Source organism: Variovorax nitratireducens (genome assembly GCF_051216545.1).
In the GTDB taxonomy this organism is placed as follows: Bacteria; Pseudomonadota; Gammaproteobacteria; order Burkholderiales; family Burkholderiaceae_C; genus Variovorax.
This window is the reverse complement of sequence record NZ_JBPJZO010000002.1, coordinates 568,783-588,448: the sequence shown is the minus strand read 5'-3', so window position 1 is coordinate 588,448 and position 19,666 is coordinate 568,783. Positions and strand designations below refer to the sequence as shown.

Genomic DNA, 19,666 nt, shown 5'->3' with positions numbered 1-19,666 from the left:
GGCAGGCCCGCGCGCAGCACCCAGCATTGTATTCGGCGGGGTCGGGCGGCGGTTCGCGCTAATCCGGCGCCGTGGATGGGGCTTTCAGCGCGCGGTCAGGCCGCCACCCGCCCGGCCTGCGGATTGCGCCATTTCGCCAGCAACTCCGCCCGGCGGATGCGCGCGGCGACGAGGTTGCGCTCCTTCACATGGCCATAGCCGCGGATCTGCTCAGGCAGGCTGGCGATGGCCAGCGCCGTCTCGTGGTTGGCCGCGTTCAACCCGGCCAGCACTTCCTCGATGCCGGCGCGGTACTCGCCAATCAGGGCGCGCTCGGCTTGGCGCTCTTCGGTGCGGCCGAAGATGTCGAGCGCCGTGCCGCGCAGGCCCTTGAGCCTGGCGAGGAGGCGGAAGGCGGTCAGCATCGCCGGGCCAAATTTGCGCTTCTGCAGTTCGCCCTTGGCGTTCTTCTTCGCGATGATCGGCGGGGCGAGGTGGTAGTTGAGCTTGAAGTCGCCCTCGAACATGCCGTTGACGCGGTCGAGGAAGGCCGTGTCGGTGTGCAGCCGCGCGACCTCGTACTCGTCCTTGTACGCCATCAGCTTGAACAGGTAGCGCGCCGTGGCCTCGGTCAGGCTGGTCTTGCCGGTGGCGGTGCTTTCGGCCTGCTGCACCTTGCCGACAAAGGCACGGTATTGCTCGGCGTAGGCCGCATTCTGATAGCCGGTGAGGAACTCGACGCGGCGCTTGACCAGGCTGTCGACTGTGTCGCGCTTCTTGAACTCGATCACCTGACCCGGCGACACCAGCTTTTGCACCGATGCCAGGTCGTGCGCGGCGCGGCGGCCCCATTCGAAGGCGGTCTTGTTGTTCTCGATCGCGACGTTGTTGAGATCGATGGCGCGCATCAGCGACGCGTATTCCAGCGGCACCCAGCCCTTTTGCCAGGCAAAACCCAGCAACATCGGGTTGGCATAGAGGCTGTCACCCATCAGCGCCACGGCGGCGGCATCGGCGTCGAAGCTGCCCACGCCGTCGATGCCGACCGCACGCGCGATTTCGTTGGCGCAGTCGTCCTGCGGGTTCTGCCAGTTGGCATTGCGCACGAAGGCGGCCGTGGGCGTGCTGTGCGTGTTGAGCGCCACGTGCGTGCGCCCTTCGCGCATGCGCGCCAGCGTCTCGGCGTTGACCGCCACCAGCGGATCGGCCGCCAGAATCAGGTCGGCCGCCGCGGTGCCGACGCGCGTGGTGCGGATCGCGTCCTGCGATTCGCCGATCAGCGCATGGCTCCAGGTGGCGCCGCCCTTTTGCGCGAGGCCGGCCGCATCCTGCGTGACGATGCCCTTGCCCTCGATGTGCGCCGCCATGCCGAGCAGCTGCCCGATGGTGATGACGCCCGTGCCGCCGACGCCGGCAACCACGATGCCCCAGACCTGGTCGCGTGCCAGGGTCGGCACCGCCGGCTCGGGCATCGCGCCCATTTCGAACGGCGAGTTGGCCTTGTTCTTCGACTTCTTCTTGAGCGCGCCCCCTTCGACGGTCACGAAGCTCGGGCAGAAGCCCTTGAGGCAGCTCATGTCCTTGTTGCAGGTGCTCTGGTTGATGGTGCGCTTGCGGCCGAACTCGGTTTCGAGCGGCTCCACGCTGAGGCAATTGCTCTGCACGCTGCAGTCGCCGCAGCCTTCGCACACCAGCTCGTTGATGACGACGCGCACGGCCGGGTCGACCGCGGTGCCGCGCTTGCGGCGGCGCCGCTTTTCGGTGGCGCAGGTCTGGTCGTAGATGATGGCCGTGGTGCCGGAAATCTTGCGGAACTCGCGCTGGATCTCGTCCAGGTCGTCGCGATGGCGGATCTTGACGTTGTCGCCCGGCACGTGGACGCCCTCGTACTTCTCGGGCTCGTCGGTGACGATGACGACCTTCATCGCGCCTTCGGCATGCAGGCTCTCCGCGATCTGCAGTACCGAATGGCCTTCGGGCCGCTCGCCAACCTGCTGGCCGCCGGTCATGGCGACCGCGTCGTTGTAGAGGATCTTGTAGGTGATGTTGACGCCGGCCGCGATGCTCTGGCGAATCGCGAGCAGACCGCTGTGGAAGTAGGTGCCGTCGCCCAGGTTGGCAAAGATGTGCTGGTCGGTGGTGAAGGGCTGCTGGCCCACCCACGGCACGCCCTCGCCGCCCATCTGCGTGAAGCCGATGGTGCTGCGGTCCATCCAGGTCGCCATGAAGTGGCAGCCGATGCCGCCCATGGCGCGCGAGCCTTCGGGCACGACGGTGCTGGTGTTGTGCGGGCAGCCCGAGCAGAACCAGGGCTGGCGGCCTTCGGTCACGCCACCGGCCTGCAGCACGTTCATCGAGCGCTCTTTCGCTTCGAGGATCGCCATTTGCGCCTCGACGCGGGCGCGCATGTCGGCGCCGGCCTGGCCGAGGATGCCCAGCTTCTTCAGGCGCTGCGCGATCGCCTTGGCGATCAGCGCGGGGCTCAGGTCGGCATTGGCGCGCAGCAGCGTGTTGGCGGTGGGGTTGGGCATCGACCATTCGCCGCCCGAGAAATCGCCGTCGTCGAGTTCGTTGAACTTGCCGAGCACATTGGGGCGCACGTCGGCGCGCCAGTTGTAGAGCTCTTCCTTGAGCTGGTATTCGATGACCTGCCGCTTCTCTTCGACCACCAGGATTTCCTGCAGTCCGGTCGCGAACTCGCGCGTGAGCTGCGCTTCGAGCGGCCACACCACCGCCACCTTGTGCAGGCGGATGCCCAGCTGGCGGCAGGTGACATCGTCCAGGCCCAGATCGATCAGGGCCTGGCGCGTGTCGTTGTAGGCCTTGCCGCTGGCCATGATGCCGAAGCGGTCGTTGGGGCCTTCGATCGTGTTGTGGTTGAGCCGGTTGGCGCGGATGTAGGCCAGCGCGGCATACCACTTGTAGTGCATCAGGCGCGCCTCCTGCTCCAGCGCATGGTCGGGCCAGCGGATGTGCAGGCCGCCCGGCGGCATCTGGAAATCGGTGGGGATGACGATCTCGACGCGCTCGGGGTCGATCATCGCGGTGGCGCTGGATTCGACGATCTCCTGGATTGTCTTCATGCCCGACCAGATGCCCGAGAAACGGCTCATCGCGAAGGCGTGGATGCCGAGGTCAAGGATTTCCTGCACGTTGGTCGGAAAGAACACCGGCGTGCCGCAGGCCTTGAAGATGTGGTCGCTCTGGTGCGCCGCCGTCGAGCTCTTGGAGATGTGGTCGTCGCCCGCCACCGCGATCACGCCGCCGAACTCGGTGGTGCCGGCCATGTTGGCGTGCTTGAACACGTCGGAGCAGCGGTCCACGCCCGGGCCCTTGCCGTACCAGATGCCGAACACGCCGTCGAACTTGTTGGTGCCCGCGGGCGAGAAGCCGAGCTGCTGCGTGCCCCAGAGCGCGGTCGCCGCCAGCTCTTCATTCACGCCCGGCTGGAACACGATGTTCTGCGCCTTGAGGTACTTGCTCGCCTTCCACAGCGCCTGGTCGTAGCCGCCGAGCGGCGAGCCGCGGTAGCCGCTGATGAAGCCGGCCGTGTTCTTGCCGTTCTGCTGATCCCGCAGGCGCTGCAGCATGGGCAGCTTCACGAGGGCCTGCACGCCGCTCATGAATGCGCGGCCGTAGTCCAGCGAATACTTGTCGTCGAGCGTGACGGTTTCGAGGGCCTTGCGAATGTGCTCGGGTAGGGGCGCGTTCATCGTGTCTGTCTCCAATTTGGCATGGCCTTGTGGGCCTGGCTGAAGGGTCTTGGCCCGGGTAGGGCTGGCGCCCATGATGCTCGCAAAGTGTATGCCTGGGTGCGCGATAGGTGTTTGCGTTCTTTGCCCTGATAACGAGGGTTTTAGAAAGATTCTTTCTTAGAATCGCCAATTATGGAAAGCCTTGATAAGTTCGACCTCGCCATCCTGCAAGAACTGCAGGCCGATGGCCGCCTCACCAACGCCGAGCTTGCGCAGCGCGTCGGTCTCTCGGCCGCGCCCTGCTGGCGCCGCGTGCGCGCGCTGGAAGAGGCCGGCTTCATCAAGGGCTACCACGCCGAGATCGACCGCCACAAGATCGGCCTGGGCGTGCTCGCCTTCGTGCGCGTCGACACGGAGCGCGTGCAGGGCGACGCCACCCGCAAGCTCGAGGACGCGATCCGCAAATTGCCCGAGGTGGTGGCCTGCCACTACATCAGCGGCACCGGCACTTTCGAGCTCCAGGTCGTGGCACAGGATCTGGACAGCTTCTCTGGCTTCGCGCGCCAGCACCTGATGAACCTGCCCAACGTAAAAGACCTGCAGACCAGCTTTTCGCTCGGCGAGGTCAAGGCCAGCCATGCGTTGCCGCTGGGGCATCTGGCCCCGAAGCGGTAACAATCGGGGCTGATGCCACCGATATCCCCCGAGGAGACACCCCTGCCGCCCCTGCGCCCCGAGCCGGCGCGCATAGGGGCGCTCACGCCGCTCAAGCTGCCGGTGTTCCGCATGCTGTGGAGCACCTGGCTGATCGCCAACATCTGCATGTGGATGAACGACGTGGCGGCGGCGTGGATGATGACCACGCTGACCACCACGCCGATCTGGGTCGCACTGGTGCAGTCGGCTTCCACGCTGCCGGTGTTCCTGCTCGGCCTGCCGAGCGGCGCGCTGGCCGACATCCTGGACCGGCGCCGCTGGCTGGTCGCCACGCAGTTCTGGCTGGCGGGCGTGGCGATCGTGCTGTGCGCGGCGGTGGCGCTCGACGTGATGAGTGCGCCGCTGCTGCTGGCGCTCACCTTCGCCAACGGCATCGGCCTGGCGCTGCGCTGGCCGGTGTTCTCGGCCATCGTGCCGGAGCTGGTGCCGCGCATCCAGCTGCCGGCCGCGCTTGGGCTCAACGGCATTGCGATGAACGCCTCGCGCATCATCGGCCCGCTGGTGGCCGGCGCGCTGATCGCGAGTGCCGGCACCGTGTGGGTGTTCGTGCTCAACGCAGTGATGTCGGTCGCTTCGGGCTTCATCGTGCTGCGCTGGCGGCGCGAGCACACGCCCAATCCGCTGGGCCGCGAGAAGCTCATCAGCGCGATGCGCGTGGGCGTGCAGTTTGTGCGCCAGTCGCAGCGCATGCGCGCGGTGCTGACCCGCATCTCGATCTTCTTTTTTCACTCGACGGCGCTGCTCGCGCTGCTGCCCTTGCTGGCGCGCGGCCTGCAGGGCGGCGACGCCGGCACCTTCACCCTGCTGCTGGCCGCGATGGGCGCGGGCGCGATCGTCGCGGTGCTGTTTCTGCCGCGGCTGCGCCAGGCCTACGAACGCGACCAACTGGTGCTGCGCGGCACCATGGTGCAGTCGCTCGCCACGGCCGTGATGGCCTTCGCGCCCAACGTCTGGGTCGCGGTGCCGGCCATGCTGTTCGGCGGCGCGGCCTGGATCACGGTGGCTAATTCACTGGCGGTGTCGGCGCAGCTCGCGCTGCCCGACTGGGTGCGTGCGCGCGGCATGTCGATGTACCAGATGGCGATCATGGGCGCGACCGCGGTCGGTGCTGCGATCTGGGGCCAGGTCGCGACCGTGAGCACGCTGCAACTGAGCCTCAGCATCGCAGCCGTGAGCGGCACGCTGCTGATGCTGGCGGCGCTGCGCTATGTGCTCGATCACGGCACCGACGACGACGTGAGTCCGGCCCAGGCCGGCTGGAGCACCGCGCCAGCCCACAAGGTGCCTGACGACGGGCGCATCGTGATCAATGTCGAGTACCTGATCGACCCGGCGCGCGCGGCCTCGTTCCATCTCGTGATGCACCAGACCCGGCGCACGCGCCTGAGCGAAGGCGCGATCGGCTGGGAGCTGCTGCACGACATCACGCAGCCCGAGCGCTATGTGGAGCAGATCATCGACGCGTCGTGGACGGAGCACCTGCGGCGCTTCAACCGCGCCACCGCAGCCGACCTGGCGCTGCGCGAACGCCGCCTGGCGTTTCACCTGGGCGAAGACCCGCCGGTGGTGACGCGCTACGTCGTACAGCGCTAGCAGGCGCTCAGTTCAGCGCAGCCAGCCGAGCCCGTCGGAGGTTCCCTGCGGCACTGCGCCGCGGGACGGCCGGTACTCGCAGCCGATCCAGCCGTCCCACTGGCCCGCGGCCATGAGTTCGTCGATCACCCGGAACAGGTAATCGTGGTTCAACTCGCCGATGTCGGGTTCGTGCCGCTCGGGCACGCCGGCGATCTGCAGATGGCCGACGCGGCCGGTCGGCAGGTATTTGCGCAGCTTCATCGCGACGTCGCCCTCGACGATCTGGCAGTGGTACAGATCCATCTGCACCTTCAGGTTGGGCGCGCCGACCGCTTCGAGGATCTGGTGGGCATGGTCTTGCCGGTTCAGGAAGAAGCGTGGAATGTCGCGTGTGTTGATCGGTTCGATCAGCAGGTCGCGCCCCGCCTTGGCAGCCTGCTCGGCGGCCCAGCGCAGGTTGTCGACGTAGACCGGCTGCACGTCCTCGCGCAGCGTGTCCTCGGCCACCAGTCCGGCCATGACGTGCACGCGCGGGCAATCGAGCGCCGCCGCATAGTCGAGCGCCTTCAAAACGCCTTCGCGAAATTCGGCCTCGCGGCCCGGCAGGCTGGCCAGTCCGCGCTCGCCGCCGTCCCAGTTGCCGGGCGGGCCATTGAACAGCACCTGCTGGAGCCCGTTGGCTTGCAGGCGTGCCGCGAGCTCCTGCGGCGCGTACGCATACGGAAACAGGTATTCGACCGCGCGAAAGCCGTCTTTGGCGGCAGCTTCGAAGCGGTCTAGAAAATCGAACTCCGGATAGAGCATCGACAGGTTGGCGGCAAAGCGGGGCATTCAAAAACTCCTACCAGCGCGCGCCGAAAGTGCGGCGCAGTTCATCGATCTCGGCGGCGCCCAGCGGCGCTGGTTTGGCGTTGCCCAGCAGCCAGAGCTTCGCCGTTTCTTCCAGTTCTTCAAGCGTGGCCATTGCGGCGGCCGGCGTGTCGTGCCACACGTTTGGGCCCAGGCGCTGCAGCATCACGGCGCGGATCGGCGTGCCCTGTGCGCCGTAGCGCTCGATCGCCTGCGCCACCTGTTCGGCCGCCTCTGGCGCACCGGGCCGGTGGTAGTCGATCACCGGCACATGGCCGACCTTCATCACGAAGTACGGCGTGAGCGCGGGCAGCAACTCGGGTAGCGGGTCGGGCGGCTGCGACGGGCCCAGCGGCGGCGCCAGCGTGAGGGCGACGCAGTGCGTGGAATGTGTATGGATCACGCAGCGCGTGGCCGCATCGAAGCGGGTCGCCGCTGCATAGATGCGGGCGTGCAGCGCGATCGTCTTGCTCGCCCGGTCGCCACCCGTCTGCTGCAGGTTGGCATCGAGCCGCGCGAGCCGCGCAGGGTCCAGCAACCCCAGGCAGGCATCGGTCGGCGTGATCAGGAAACCATCGTCCAGCCGCACGCTGATGTTGCCGGCCGTGGCGTGCACGTAGCCGCGCGCGAACAGGCTCGCGCCAATGCGGCAGATTTCTTCGCGGGCTTCGCTTTCCGTCATTCGAGGACTGTAAAGGCCTTGGTGAAGAAGTCCTCGGTGCCGAAGTTGCCCGACTTGAGCGTGATGTGCAGGCCGGCGCCGCCGGCGGCTTCGGCCTTGGCGTGGCACCACGGCACGCCCGGATCGATCTGCGGCCCGATCTGCAACTGCGCGATACCGAGCGCCTGCACGCAGGCGCCCGAGGTTTCGCCACCGGCCACGATGAGCTGGCGCACGCCCTGCTCGACCAGCCCGCGCGCAATGGCCGCGACGCAGCGCTCGACCATGGCGCCCGCCGCTTCGACGCCGAGTTGCCCCTGCACCGATTTCACGGCGCCGGCTTCGGCCGTGGAGTACACCAGCAGCGGCCCCGATGCCAGCAGTGGCGCGGCCCATGCCAATGCGTCGGCCACCACATCGTCGCCGGCCGCGAGGCGCAGCGGATCGATCGGGAAGGTCGGCCGGCCCGCTGCGATGAAGTGGGCCACCTGCTGGTTCGTGGCCAGCGAGCAACTGCCCGACACGACGGCCTGCAGACCGCTGGCAGCCGGCAGCGCGCTCGCTTGCGGCGACGGCGCCAGCCCGAAGTTGGCCGGCAGGGCGATTGCCACGCCGGAGCCGGCCGTGAGCAGCGGCATGTCGGCCAGCGCGGGGCCGAGCCGCAACAGGTCGTCGTTCGACACCGCGTCGACCACCGCGATGCCGACGCCTTCCGCCTTGAGTTGCGCGATGCGCTCGCGCACCGCATCGGCGCCGCGCGCCACCGCCCCGTGGTCGATCAGCCCGACCTTGCGGCGGCACTGTGCCTGCAGCACGCGCACCAGGTTCGCGTCGGTCATCGGCGTGAGCGGATGGTCTTTCATGCCGCTTTCACTCAGCAGCAGGTCGCCCACGAACAGGTAGCCCTTGAACACCGTTCGCCCGTTGTCGGGGAAGGCCGGCGTGGCAATGGTGAAGTCGCAGCCGATGGCGTCCATCAGTGCCTCGGTGACCGGGCCGATATTGCCGCGCGGCGTGCTGTCGAAGGTGGAGCAGTACTTGAAGTAGACCTGCTGCACGCCCTGCGCGAGCAGCCAGCGCCAGGCGTCGAGCGACTGGTCGACGGCTTCGACCGGCGCGATGGTGCGCGACTTGAGCGCCACCACCACCGCATCCACATCGGCATCGAGCGGCGCACCCGGCACGCCGATGGTCTGAACCACGCGCATGCCCGCGCGCACCAGGTTGTTGGCGAGGTCGGTCGCGCCGGTGAAGTCGTCTGCGATGCAGCCGATGCACAGGGCCCCCACGCTCGGCACCGTGTGTCCTCGCTGCCCCCCGAGAGGGCTCTCGCTTGCTTGGGGCGGCCCGGCGCGGCGCTCGGTCATTGCCTGCCTTTCGGGAGCTCTATGCCCGGAAAGATCTTGATCACCGCGCTGTCGTCTTCCTTCGCGAAGCCGGCCGTCGAGGCCTGCATGAACATCTGGTGGGCGGTGGACGAGAGCGGCAGCGGAAACTTGCTGGCGCGCGCCATGTCGAGCACCAGCCCGAGATCCTTCACGAAGATGTCCACGGCCGACAACGGCGTGTAGTCGGCGGCCAGCACATGCGCCATGCGGTTCTCGAACATCCAGCTGTTGCCCGCGCTATGCGTGATGACCTCATACAGCGCGGCCGGGTCGACGCCTTCGCGCAAACCCAGCGCCATGGCCTCCGCCGCAGCCGCGATGTGCACGCCGGCCAGCAGCTGGTTGATGACCTTGACCTTGCTGCCGGCGCCGGCCTTGTCGCCGAGCCGGTAGACCTTGGCGGCCATCGCGTCGAGCACCGGGTCGGCCTTCGCATAGGCCTCGGGCCGCGCGGCCGTCATCATCGTCATCTCGCCGCTCGCAGCCTTGGCCGCACCGCCGGAGATCGGCGCATCGACGTAGAGGATGCCCTTCTCCGCGAGGCGCGCCTCGAACCCGATCGACACGTTCGGGTCGACGGTGGAACACATCACGAACACGCTGCCGGGCTTCATCGTCGCGGCCACCCCGTCGGTGCCGAACAGCACGCTCTCGGTTTGCGCCGCGTTGACGACGACCGACACGACGACGTCGCAGCGGGCGCCGAGCTCGGCCAGCGTGGCGCAGGCGTGGCCGCCCTCGCGCACGAAGGCGTCGGCTGCGCCGGCTCGCACGTCGAAAACATGCAGGTCGTGGCCGGCACGGCGCAGCGACTGCGCCATGCCGCCGCCCATGGCGCCGAGGCCGATCAATCCGGTGGCGATCTTCACTGGTGTTTCTCCTCGAACAGCACGAATGATCGCCGAAAAAAAACGGCGCGCCCCTCCCGGAGCGCGCCGCTTGCGCGAAACCCGATGACGCTCAGGTGCCGACGATGCCGCCGTCGTTTTTCGTGATGACGATGGTCGCCGAGCGCGGCCGTGCCGTGGCGCCGCCCGGGCCATAGCCGGCATTGCCGGGCCAATGGCTGGTGAACTTGCTCGGGTCGGTCACGTTGGCCTTGGTGATCGTCTCGCCGGGATGCTGGATGTTCACGAACACTGCCTTTCCGTCGGGTGTTTCGCAGCAGCCTGTGATCTCGCAGTCCTTCGGGCCGACGAGGAAGCGCCGCAACGTGTCGGCGGTCGGCTTCTTGCCGACACGCGTCTGCACCGTCAACGTGGAGGTGTCCGCCTTGGTGTAGTTCAGCGTCGCCGTCGTGCCGTCGCCCACGGTGCCGGGGATGCCGACCACCATCATGCAGTTGCTGACGTCGGTGTAGGCACCGTCGTCAGTCTGGATGAAGCAGAAGCCGGTTGTCGGGCTGAACCACAGCCCATCAGGGCTGGAGAAATCCTGGTCGTTGGTCAGCCCCGACAGGTTGATCCGGACCGGGTCGGCGTCGGCCTGGGCGCCAAACAGGTACACGTCCCAGGTGAAGGCGGTGGCGGCCGACTGGTCGCCGCTTTCCTTGATGCGCACGATGTGGCCGTTGACGTTGCGCGGCGATGTCGGGGCGCTCGGCGCGTCGGTGTAGGAACGCGGGTTGGCCGCATCCACCTGTGACTGCGTGCCGGTCGGCTCGACCTTGCGGTTGGCATTGTTGGTGAGCGTGTAGTAGATCTCGCCGGTAACCGGGTGCACCGCGCACCACTCGGGGCGGTCCATCTTGGTCGCGCCCACCGCGTCTGCGGCCAGGCGGGCGTTGACGACCACGTCGGCCTGATCGGCGAACGCGTAGCCGGCGTAGCCCGCGATCGCGGGGTTGCCGATGTCGAGCTCGATCCACTGGCCGCTGCCGTCGGCGGCGAACCTGGCCACATAGAGCTTGCCGCTGTCGAGGTACTTGTCGCCGGTGGTGATGCGGTTGGCCGGGGCGGCATCGGCCGCGTCCCAATTGGCGGTCGACACGAACTTGTACATGTACTCGTTCTGCGAGTCGTCGCCCATGTAGACGGCCAGCGGCTTGCCCGGCACGAGCTTGCCGAAGTTCGCGCTCTCGTGCGCGAAGCGACCAAGGCCGGTGCGTTTGCGGATCGCGACGTTCTTGTCGTAGGGGTCGATCTCGACGATGTAGCCGAAGGTGTTGAGCTCGTTGCGATAGTCGTCGCTGCCGTCCAGCGAGGCGCCGGTCTGCGCGATGTTCCAGCGTGCGTACTTGTCGTCCGGCCCGGCGGTTTCCCAGCCATGGCGGCTGGCAACGCCTTCGGCACGGCCGTAGCGCTTGAGCGAGATCACGCTGCGTGCCACGGCACCGCCGCGGGCGGCATCGTCGCCGGCGGCGCGGGTGAAATAGCCGGCCCAGTTCTCTTCGCCGGTGAGGTAGGTGCCCCACGGCGAGTACCCGGTGCCGCAGTTGTTGATGGTGCCGCGGCAGTCGTTGCCGCTGGTCGAATACTTGGTCCTCATTAGCGCGTTGCCGCGCGCCACGCCCGACAGGATGACAGGCGTCAACGGGGTGATGCGGCGATTGAAGCCCGACGCCTTGTCGGTCGCGAACTTGCCGTTGCTGCCCTTGCGGATCTCGACGACCGAAACGCCGTGCGCCGGGATCTCCTTGTCGGCCTCTGCCACCGGACGCGGGTTCGCGGTGGTGCCATTGACGTGCAGGAACTGGTCGGTCAGCGCCTCGTGGTTCATCACGAGCAGGCCCCGGTCGGTTCCCTTGGCGTCGCGCGCCGTCCCTGCCGCGTTGAGGCCATAGAACTCCATGCCGTCGTGGTGGTCGCCGGCACGGTTGTCGAAGTCGGTGTCGCTGCCGTCGTTCACATACGCAGGCGTCGCGGACGCGAGGGGATCGCCCAGCGCGTAGATCACGGTGGCGGTGTAGCCGGCGGGCACGCTGACCACGTCGGCCAGGCTCTTCGGCACAGCCGTGAAGCCGAGCTTGGGCGCCACCGGCGCAGGGGCAGGCGCCGGGCTCGGTGCGGGCGCGGGTGCCGGAGCTGGCGCAGGGGCAGGCAGCACCGGGAAGCTGCCGCTGCCGCTGCCACCGCCGCCGCAGGCCTGCAAGACGGCAACGCCGGCGCCGCCGACGCCCAGACCGAACAGGCGACGCCGGCTCAGGCGCGCCTCAATCAGATCGCTGATGGCGGGATGGGAAGTGGGGTTGTGGTCAACCTCGTCCGGATCGATCAGGGCGGTTTCAGTGCGGGTGTTCGCGGTCATGCTCTATGGCTTTCGTGGGGTGAACGGAAAATCAACCCGCGACGGTAGGCAATGCCGATGACGCTGTCGCGGCAGCGGTGTGTCAGAACGATGAAGGGCTCAGGGCGGCGCTGGTTGCTCGTTGCGGGTCGCCGGGGTCGGCACCGGGCGCTGCGGGCGCTCCTGCAAACTCAGCCTGCACAGCAACGCCAGCATCATCAACGCGCCGAAAAACAGATAGGACTGCAGGAAATTCAAGCGCGTGTCGGCCAACAAGTTGGTAGCGGCATTGAACGACTGGCTCGTGAGCACGAAGGTTGCCCACAGGAACGGCAGCGTCCACCGACCCCACGGCCGTCGTTGCAGTGCCGCCGGGAACACCACCGCAAAAATCGGGAAAAGCACGCCGTAGTGGTGATCCCAGGCGATCGGCGAAGCGATGGTCAGTGCCAGCATGATGAGTGCCAGATCGAGCGTGCCGGGGCGCTTGGCCATGTTCCAGAACAGGGCCAACCCGAGAACCAGCATCGACGACACGAGCGTCGCCGCGTACACCACCGGATGGAACGGCGGAAAGTCCGTGCCGGACCACACCAGCCCCGCGCCCTGCAGGTTGACGCCATTGAAGAGCAGGCGGTTCATGAGCCCGTTGACGGACTGGTTGATGAAATAGCTCTCGCCGTGGCGGCCCAGGAACGACACCACCGAGACGTAGTCAAGCATGTTGCCAAGCCCGTACATGGCGATGGCGATCAGGAGGACCACGCCGGTGGTCAGTGTGGCCGACACGGCAAAGGCCCACTGCCGCCGCAGCAGCGCCCACAGGATGACGATGGCCCACTGCGGCTTGATGACACAGCACAGGGCGATCAGCACGCCGGCGAGCTTCGGATTGCCGCGCTGCCATGCCAGCAGCGCCAGCGCCGCGGCCAGCGTCATCGAGGTCTGGATCTGGCCATGAAACTCGGAGCGCGAGATCGGGTAGAACAAGACCACGCTCACGAAACACAGGCCCATGAGGAACGCAGTCGACTGCAGCGGGAGGCGGCTGTCCGGATTCGACGGTTGCGCAGCGCCCATGAAGAGCTTGAAGAACACCACGCCGATCACCGGAACGCAGAGTCGCGACAGGATCTGCAGCGCCGTCACGACGGTTGCGCCGTCGACCCGGAACAGCGCCATCGGGAGGTCGAGCACCAGCAGGGCTGTGAGCGGGTACTGGAACTTCACATGCTGTTCGAAGAACACGGCGGGGAACACGGGGATGTCGGGATGCATCCGCAGGTGGTCCGACGCGCGCAGCATCGGCATCCAGGAGTCGGTGCCCGCGTGCGCCGAAAAGAGCCAGCGGGCGTAGCCCAGGGCGCTTTCGATGCCAGGCGCATCGACCAGCAGCATGAGCGCGGAACTTGCCGCCATGCTGCTCAGCAGGAAGCACGTCCAGGTGCGCCAGTACGACTCGACATCGGGGGTTGCCGACGAGCGGGGCCAACCCGGAATGCCAGGCCGAAATCGCCAGACCAGACAGAGCAGCACGACGGACAGGGCCATCAGGCCAGCCAGAATTGACATCTTCATGCGGCAGCCTGAAAACAGAACGGATTGAAAGAGTGTCGGAGCACGTGCAATACCCGTGCGGACGATCGATTGCGCAACGCGCTGCAGCGGCAGGTCATCGCTAGCACGCGTTAAGCGCAGGCGCAGCCGAAAGCGCCGCGGGGGTGCGTTGCACCAGCTGATGGGCCGCCGTCGTGAAGACCGCCGTGTTGTTGGCTGCCGCGAAGCCCGCGGCCGCGAGCGCCAGGGCGGGGGCCAGGCGGCCCAGCGGCGAACGCTGCGCGAACACCGCCAGCGCCAGGAGCATCGGCAGGAAGTGCGCGGCATAGAGAAAGGTCTCATCGCCGTAGAAGAGGTGCATCAGTGCGTGGCCGCCGAGAGTCAGACCAAGCACCGTGGCAAAACCGCGCCAGCGCGATGCCGATGCCGATGCCGATGCCAGACCCCAGACACCTGCCACCAGCAACAGGCTCCACAGTCCAAGCGCGAAGGCCCCGGCCCAGCTGCCCGACGCCGGGGTGCTCAATTGCACCGTCAGAAAGTTCAGCTCGGGTCCGGCCTGGCGTTCGGTCAACACCCCGGGCACGCTCAGCGGTGACCAGAAGATCGCCGCCAGCTTGTCGAACAGCGAGCCGCCCCGCGCAAGATTCACATAGCCCAGCTCTTCGCTGCTGCCGAGAAAGAAGAGCTTGGCGACGCTGTAGTAGCTGCGCTGCACCACCGCCAGGACGGCCACCACCGCAAAGGCGATGGCGCTGATCCGGACGGCGCGGCGCCAGGGTCGCTGCGAGATCGCCAGCGCCAGGCCGGCGATCCAGTTGGTGACGGTGATGCTCAGGCTCACCGCGCTGGCGATCGTCAGCAGGCGGTCGCTCACAGGTCGATGCACGGCGAGCGCCGCTGTCAGCAACACCAGCAGCAAGCTCAATGAACTGAATGCGTAGGTTTCCGGCACCGAGAACCAGAACTGGAAGCCGGCGCTGCCGATGGCCAGTGCCGAAAAGCAGGCAGCCGCGATGCGTCCGGAACCCAGCAGTCGGCACAGCGCGTAGAAACCGGCCACCCACAGCATCCCGCCGCCCCACACCACGCGCATGGCGGCCTGGAGATCGCTTCCCGGCCACAGCGCCCGCAGACCGGCAACCAGCGGATGGATCGTGATCGACGCGATCGGATGAACCTTGGTTCGGTAGTGGTTGCTGCTGGCGTCCACCATGTTGCACAGTGCCCGCGAAAGGTCACCCTGAAACCATGCATCGTTGCCTTCCGGGGTGAACAGCGCCCCCGGCAGCTGGGCCGACAGCGCCGGCAGCACGAACAGTGCCACACTGCCCAGCGTCCCCGCGATGAGCGCATCGAATGCCAGACTCCTGCGTCTCATCCGGCCTCAGCCCGCGATCCACAAGGCCGCAGCGCCGATGCACACGGCCACGCGACTGACCCAGTCGCGCGCGGCGAACACCACCGGATCGTCGTGCAACACGCCGCGCACCGCCTTGAGCCAGATGCGAATGATCCAGAACAGGAACACCGGGATCAGCATCCACAGGTAGGCCGGGTGGGCGTAGCGCGACATGATGTCCTGGTTGTTGATGTAGAGGCTAAGCAGCAGCGCCGACATCTGCCCGGCGCTGACGCCTGCGCACAGCACGAAGGTTGCGTCGGTGATGTAGTAGCCGCGATCGTTCTTCTCGGCCGTCACCGTACTGTGCGGGCCGGTGAGTTCCACATAACGCTTGGCGAGGGCCAGGCTCAGGAAGATGAACAACGAGAAGGAAAGGATCCAGAACGAAAGCGCCAACCCGGTCGCCGTTGCGCCGGCGGCGAGCCGGATGGTGTACAGACCGGCCAGCGCGAAGACATCTACCACCGCGCGCCGCTTCAGGAACACCGAGTAGGCGGTGGTCAGTGCCATGTAGAGCAGGAGGACGCCGACGAATTCCCGCGGCAACAATGCCACCGAGAGCACCAGCGACGCCATGCCGAGCGATGCCGAGATCAACAGCCCCTGCCCGATCGGAATCTCGCCGGAAGCGAACGGTCGCCGGTACTTGCGGTGATGGCTCCGATCGGATGCCAGATCGAGCAGATCGTTGAAGACGTAGATGCCCGACGCCATCAGGCCGAAAACCAGGAAGCCCAAGGCGGCGTCGACCAGGATCGCCGCCGTGAGATCGTGCAGCAGAGGCATCAGGGGCAGAAAGACCAGCAGGTTTTTGAGCCACTGGTGCAGGCGGATGCCATAGAGGTAGCGCCCGAACGGCGCTGCCGCCGGCTCGATCACCGCCTCGGTGTGCGTGCTCCGGCTCGCCTCCCGCGCGAGTCCGCGCGATCGACTCACGACCACTGCGGCGCCGGAGCCGCGCCAGACGGGCATGTCGGCCGCGCGGTCGCCCGCATAAGCGAAGGCTGCGCCGCCCGCGTCGGCCTGAATCGCCGCGAGCTTGTGCACGCCGCCGAGGTTGCGCGCGCCATCCGAGGCGATCACCCCGTCGAACAGTCCGAGGTGCGCCGCCACCTGCTTGGCGAACTTGGCGTCGCTGGCCGTAGCCAGCACGATCCGCCGCCCGGCAGCGCGCGCCTCGCGCAGGTGCTGGATCACCTGCGGCCGATACGGCAGGGTGGTGACGTCGATCTCTACTCGCCGTGCCACCTCGCGCTTGAGAACCGCCTTGCCGCGCAACAGCCAGCCCGGCAATTGCAGCAACGACAGGGGTTCGGTGCGAACCAGTTGCAGCAGCGATTCATGCAGCAGGTCCGTGGCGATCAGCGTGCCATCCAGATCCACGTACAAAGGCAATGAGGCCATGGCTTACCTTCTCCCCGATGGTTCGGCAGCGTCGGTCTGCGCGCGAAAATGAAATTTCAACTTCTGCCTAACACCACGACCCCGATCAGGATGATGGCAATGCCGATGATCCTGCCGGCGGTCAATGACTCGCCGAAGAGCTGCCACGCGAGCAATGCAGCGATGACGTAACCCATCGACAACATCGGATAGGCGATGGTGACGTCGACCCTCGTCAACGCCACGATCCAGAGCGCCGCGCTGAGAAAATAGCACCCCAGCCCGACGCCGATCCAAGGCTGGGTGGCCGCGCCCCATGCAGCCTGAACCAGTGACGCCGTGCTTCCCATCGACACTGCGCCCAGCGCTCTCGCACCGGCCTTCAACATCAGCTGTGCTGCAGAGTTCAGCAACACGCCGGCGAAGATGATGGAAAAAGTGCTCAGGTTCATGGATGCTTCCGCAAAAGTGGTGCGCAAGCACCATGCCGCACGCAGTTCATGAGATCGCTCATTTCGGCCACAGCGCCCACAGCCGCAGCGGCTGGTTCACGGCCGCTGCGAGCCGGCCGGCCTCGTCGCCGGTGCCGGCGAAGTAGTCGGCGCGCACGGCGCCGGTGATGGCCTTGCCGGTGTCCTGCGCGACCACCAGCTTCTGCAGCTGTACGGTCGGGCCGCTGGAGGCGAGCCAGACCGGCGTGCCGTACGGGATGCTGTCGCGGTCGACCGCGATCGAGCGCCCGGCGGTGAGCGGCACGCCCTGCGCGCCGCGCGGGCCGGTCGAGGCATCGACCTCGTTCAGCGGTTCTTCGCGGAAGAACACATAGCGCGGGTTGCTCCACAAGAGTTGTGGCACGCGTTGCGGGTTCTGCACGGCCCAGTCCTTGACGTCGTCGGGCCAGCGGCCGGCACGCACCCCCTGCCCGGTGAGCCATTGCTGGATGCTGCGGTAGGGCTGGTCGTTGGTGGCCGAGAAAGCCACGCGCACGGTGCGCTGCACGCCATCGGCCTCGACGATGCGCAGGCGCCCCGAACCCTGAATGTGCAGCATCATGGCGTCGATCGGGTCGGCCAGCCAGGCGATCTCGCGGCCGCGCAGCGCGGCCTGGGCTTCGGGCAAGGTCTCGATCTGCTGGCGCGTGAACCAGGGCTTGCGCGCCGCGATGCCGTCCGGCGCGCGGTACAGCGGCACGCTGAACTGCGCACCCGGCCGGCGCGCGGCGTCGTAGACCGGCTCGTAGTAACTGGTCAGCTGGCCTTCGCTCTGGCCCGCGAGCGATTCGATGCGATAGGGCTGCAGCCGATCGGTCATCCATTGGCGCTGTGCCTCGCCGTCGGCGATGGCGAGGCGGCGCACGTCCTGGCACAGCGGCGCAAAGGCCGCGTTGGGCCGCGCGCAGTTCGACACCAACGCCACCCAGCCTTCGTGCAGCGGATCGGCGCCGAAGCCCGGCAGCTCCGACCAGCCCACCGGCACCCAGCGGCTCTTGGGATGCGTGAGCGAGCCGGCGAGCGGGCCGAGCGGTGGCGGTTCGCCGACCCCCGGCACCTCGGGCGTCATGGGTGCGCGCGGCCCGAAGGAGCAGCCTGCCGCCAATGCCACTACGATCGCTGGCCCGGCAATTCGCCACAGGAGTCCTTTGTTCATGGGTCTGATTTTGCTTGAAGCCCTTGGTGCGGGATTGGTGCTGGTGCTGATCGTGTGGTGGACCATGTTCTCTGGCCGCAAGGGCGGCGAGATCGACTATGGCGATAACGCCAACGATAGCGGACCGCCCAAAGAGCGCGACTGACGCCTTGTAAGGCATCGCCGCGTGAGCGCGTCGTCCGATGACGCGAAGGGTTCCGGTTCGCACGGACAGCGCTTTGGCATCCCGATAATCGCGGGCTCCAAGCCACCATTGTCGAAAGGGACTGCCATGAAAAAATTCGTTCTCACCTCCTGCGCCCTCGCCGTGCTGCTGACCGGCTGTGCCGGTATCAGCGACACACAGCGCAACACCGGCATCGGTGCCGGCGCAGGCGCACTGGCCGGCGCGGCCATCGGCTCCGCCACCGGCGGCAATCGCGGCGCGATCGGCACCGGTGCGGTCGTTGGTGCCGCCGCCGGCGCACTCGGCGGCTACCTCTGGTCGCAGCGCATGGAATCGCAGAAGCGCCAGATGGAACAGGCCACGCAGGGCACCGGCATCGCCGTGTCGCAGACCGCGAACAACGAACTCAAGCTCGCGATCCCGAGCGACGCCTCGTTCGACGTGGGCCGCGCCGCGATCAAGCCCAACTTTGCGGCCGTGCTCGATCAGTTCTCTACCGGCCTGCGCAACAACGGCAACGCCGAAGTGCGGATCATCGGCCACACCGACAGCACCGGCACCGATGCGATCAACAACCCGCTGTCGGTCGAACGTGCCGCCAGCACGCGCGACTTCCTGATCTCGCGCGGCGTGCGTTCCACCGCTTTCCAGATCGACGGCCGCGGCTCGCGCGAGCCCGTTGCCGACAACAACAGCGATGCCGGCCGCGCGCAGAACCGCCGTGTCGAGATCTTCGTGGGCGAGCGTCCGCCGCAAGGCTGACGGTTGGCAGGGCTGACGGCTAGATCCCGCGCAGCAGGTTGGCCAGTTCGACGGCCGACTTGACTTCCATCTTCTCGAACACGCGGGCGCGGTGCACTTCCACCGTGCGAACGCTGATGGCAAGCTGATCCGCGATCAGCTTGTTCGGCAGGCCCTCGACCACCAGCCGCATCACGTCGCGTTCGCGCTCGGTGAGCTCGGTCATGCGGGTTGTCAGGCGCAGGCGCTCGCGCTGGCGTTCGATCGCGCGCAGCGACGCGCCGAGTGCGTGCTCGATGCGGTCGACCAGTGCGTTGTCGGAGAACGGCTTCTCGCAGAAGTCGAAGGCGCCGCGCTTGACCAGATCGACCGCCGTCGGCACATCGGCATGGCCGGTGAGAAAGATCACCGGCATGGCTTCGAGCAGCCCGCGCGCGGCGAGACGGTCGAACAGCACCAGCCCGCTGGTGCCGGGCATGCGCACATCGAGCAGCAGGCAGCGCGGCTGCACCGGCGTGTCGATCGAATGATCGTGCGCAAGGCGCTCCTCGAAGGCCTCGGCGTTCTCGAAATGTTCGCTCATCAGGCGCCGCGACCGCAGCAGCCAGGCCAGCGCCTCGCGCACGCTGGCGTCGTCGTCGACGATAAAGATCAGGGCATCGATCAGTGGTTGCATCG

At 67.3% G+C, this 19,666-nt stretch carries 16 protein-coding genes; 4 read left to right on the top strand and 12 right to left on the bottom strand.

The window, feature by feature from the left end; genetic code table 11:
• Positions 1–95: 95 nt before the first annotated feature.
• Complete coding sequence (locus ACSFA8_RS08120) at positions 96–3,692, bottom strand: indolepyruvate ferredoxin oxidoreductase family protein (RefSeq protein ID WP_435478976.1); 3,597 nt, start codon at positions 3,690–3,692, stop codon at positions 96–98.
• A 174-nt stretch (positions 3,693–3,866) separates the two neighbouring features.
• On the opposite strand from ACSFA8_RS08120, the gene ACSFA8_RS08115 reads away from it, so the two are divergent.
• Both ACSFA8_RS08115 and ACSFA8_RS08110 read left to right on the top strand, forming a co-directional pair.
• Positions 3,867–4,349 carry an Lrp/AsnC family transcriptional regulator gene (locus tag ACSFA8_RS08115; protein ID WP_435478975.1) on the top strand — a complete coding sequence of 161 codons (483 nt, stop codon included), beginning with the start codon at positions 3,867–3,869 and terminating at the stop codon, positions 4,347–4,349.
• Between the two features lie 12 nt (positions 4,350–4,361).
• A complete protein-coding gene (locus ACSFA8_RS08110) occupies positions 4,362–5,984 on the top strand; it encodes an MFS transporter (RefSeq protein WP_435478974.1) in 1,623 nt (540 codons plus the stop codon).
• 12 nt (positions 5,985–5,996) lie between these two features.
• Here the strand turns inward: ACSFA8_RS08110 and otnI are convergent, their stop codons facing one another.
• The 10 genes from otnI to mltA form a co-directional block, all read right to left on the bottom strand.
• Complete coding sequence (otnI, locus tag ACSFA8_RS08105; RefSeq protein ID WP_435478973.1) at positions 5,997–6,797, bottom strand: 2-oxo-tetronate isomerase; 801 nt, start codon at positions 6,795–6,797, stop codon at positions 5,997–5,999.
• A 10-nt stretch (positions 6,798–6,807) separates the two neighbouring features.
• Entirely contained in the window at positions 6,808–7,497 is a 690-nt protein-coding gene (locus tag ACSFA8_RS08100) for a class II aldolase/adducin family protein (RefSeq protein WP_435478972.1), read from the bottom strand.
• Positions 7,494–8,765, bottom strand: a complete 1,272-nt coding sequence (gene otnK, locus ACSFA8_RS08095; RefSeq protein WP_435478971.1) for a 3-oxo-tetronate kinase — start codon at positions 8,763–8,765, stop codon at positions 7,494–7,496. Before otnK ends, ACSFA8_RS08100 begins: the two co-directional genes overlap by 4 nt.
• Before the next feature lie 74 nt (positions 8,766–8,839).
• Positions 8,840–9,733: an L-threonate dehydrogenase gene (ltnD, locus tag ACSFA8_RS08090; protein WP_435478970.1), complete on the bottom strand. Its 894-nt coding sequence runs from the start codon at positions 9,731–9,733 to the stop codon at positions 8,840–8,842.
• Between the two features lie 91 nt (positions 9,734–9,824).
• Complete coding sequence (locus ACSFA8_RS08085) at positions 9,825–12,110, bottom strand: PhoX family protein (protein ID WP_435478969.1); 2,286 nt, start codon at positions 12,108–12,110, stop codon at positions 9,825–9,827.
• A gap of 99 nt (positions 12,111–12,209) precedes the next feature.
• Positions 12,210–13,667 (bottom strand): glycosyltransferase family 87 protein, encoded by a 1,458-nt coding sequence (locus ACSFA8_RS08080; protein WP_435478968.1) that lies wholly within the window; start codon positions 13,665–13,667, stop codon positions 12,210–12,212.
• Positions 13,668–13,767: 100 nt separating this feature from the next.
• On the bottom strand, positions 13,768–15,027 hold the full coding sequence (locus ACSFA8_RS08075) for a hypothetical protein (RefSeq protein WP_435478967.1): 1,260 nt from the start codon (positions 15,025–15,027) through the stop codon (positions 13,768–13,770).
• Between the two features lie 6 nt (positions 15,028–15,033).
• A complete protein-coding gene (locus ACSFA8_RS08070) occupies positions 15,034–16,455 on the bottom strand; it encodes a UbiA family prenyltransferase (RefSeq protein ID WP_435478966.1) in 1,422 nt (473 codons plus the stop codon).
• A 56-nt stretch (positions 16,456–16,511) separates the two neighbouring features.
• The gene (locus tag ACSFA8_RS08065; protein ID WP_435478965.1) at positions 16,512–16,886 is read right to left on the bottom strand and encodes an SMR family transporter; all 375 of its coding nucleotides are present in this window, start codon (positions 16,884–16,886) and stop codon (positions 16,512–16,514) included.
• A gap of 58 nt (positions 16,887–16,944) precedes the next feature.
• Positions 16,945–18,081 (bottom strand): murein transglycosylase A, encoded by a 1,137-nt coding sequence (gene mltA / locus ACSFA8_RS08060; RefSeq protein ID WP_435478964.1) that lies wholly within the window; start codon positions 18,079–18,081, stop codon positions 16,945–16,947.
• Here mltA and ACSFA8_RS08055 point away from each other — a divergent pair.
• Positions 18,080–18,226: a hypothetical protein gene (locus ACSFA8_RS08055; RefSeq protein WP_435478963.1), complete on the top strand. Its 147-nt coding sequence runs from the start codon at positions 18,080–18,082 to the stop codon at positions 18,224–18,226. The two genes, mltA and ACSFA8_RS08055, sit on opposite strands and share 2 nt — an antisense overlap.
• 126 nt (positions 18,227–18,352) lie before the next feature.
• Complete coding sequence (locus tag ACSFA8_RS08050; RefSeq protein ID WP_435478962.1) at positions 18,353–19,009, top strand: YiaD family glycine zipper/OmpA-like lipoprotein; 657 nt, start codon at positions 18,353–18,355, stop codon at positions 19,007–19,009.
• Between the two features lie 19 nt (positions 19,010–19,028).
• On the opposite strand, the gene ACSFA8_RS08045 is transcribed toward ACSFA8_RS08050, so the two are convergent.
• Positions 19,029–19,664, bottom strand: a complete 636-nt coding sequence (locus ACSFA8_RS08045) for a response regulator transcription factor (RefSeq protein WP_435478961.1) — start codon at positions 19,662–19,664, stop codon at positions 19,029–19,031.
• Between the last annotated feature and the right edge of the window lie 2 nt (positions 19,665–19,666).

Bases quoted from the DNA above. Each gene is read 5' to 3' on its own strand.
- ACSFA8_RS08075 (WP_435478967.1), bottom strand. From the start codon at position 15,027: ATGAGACGCAGGAGTCTGGCATTCGATGCGCTCATCGCGGGGACGCTG.
- ACSFA8_RS08045 (WP_435478961.1), bottom strand. From the start codon at position 19,664: ATGCAACCACTGATCGATGCCCTGATCTTTATCGTCGACGACGACGCC.
- ACSFA8_RS08055 (WP_435478963.1), top strand. From the start codon at position 18,080: ATGGGTCTGATTTTGCTTGAAGCCCTTGGTGCGGGATTGGTGCTGGTG.
- ACSFA8_RS08065 (WP_435478965.1), bottom strand. From the start codon at position 16,886: ATGAACCTGAGCACTTTTTCCATCATCTTCGCCGGCGTGTTGCTGAAC.
- otnI (WP_435478973.1), bottom strand. From the start codon at position 6,797: ATGCCCCGCTTTGCCGCCAACCTGTCGATGCTCTATCCGGAGTTCGAT.
- ACSFA8_RS08050 (WP_435478962.1), top strand. From the start codon at position 18,353: ATGAAAAAATTCGTTCTCACCTCCTGCGCCCTCGCCGTGCTGCTGACC.
- ACSFA8_RS08115 (WP_435478975.1), top strand. From the start codon at position 3,867: ATGGAAAGCCTTGATAAGTTCGACCTCGCCATCCTGCAAGAACTGCAG.
- mltA (WP_435478964.1), bottom strand. From the start codon at position 18,081: ATGAACAAAGGACTCCTGTGGCGAATTGCCGGGCCAGCGATCGTAGTG.
- ACSFA8_RS08120 (WP_435478976.1), bottom strand. From the start codon at position 3,692: ATGAACGCGCCCCTACCCGAGCACATTCGCAAGGCCCTCGAAACCGTC.
- ACSFA8_RS08085 (WP_435478969.1), bottom strand. From the start codon at position 12,110: ATGACCGCGAACACCCGCACTGAAACCGCCCTGATCGATCCGGACGAG.
- ACSFA8_RS08080 (WP_435478968.1), bottom strand. From the start codon at position 13,667: ATGAAGATGTCAATTCTGGCTGGCCTGATGGCCCTGTCCGTCGTGCTG.
- ACSFA8_RS08110 (WP_435478974.1), top strand. From the start codon at position 4,362: ATGCCACCGATATCCCCCGAGGAGACACCCCTGCCGCCCCTGCGCCCC.
- ACSFA8_RS08100 (WP_435478972.1), bottom strand. From the start codon at position 7,497: ATGACGGAAAGCGAAGCCCGCGAAGAAATCTGCCGCATTGGCGCGAGC.
- ACSFA8_RS08070 (WP_435478966.1), bottom strand. From the start codon at position 16,455: ATGGCCTCATTGCCTTTGTACGTGGATCTGGATGGCACGCTGATCGCC.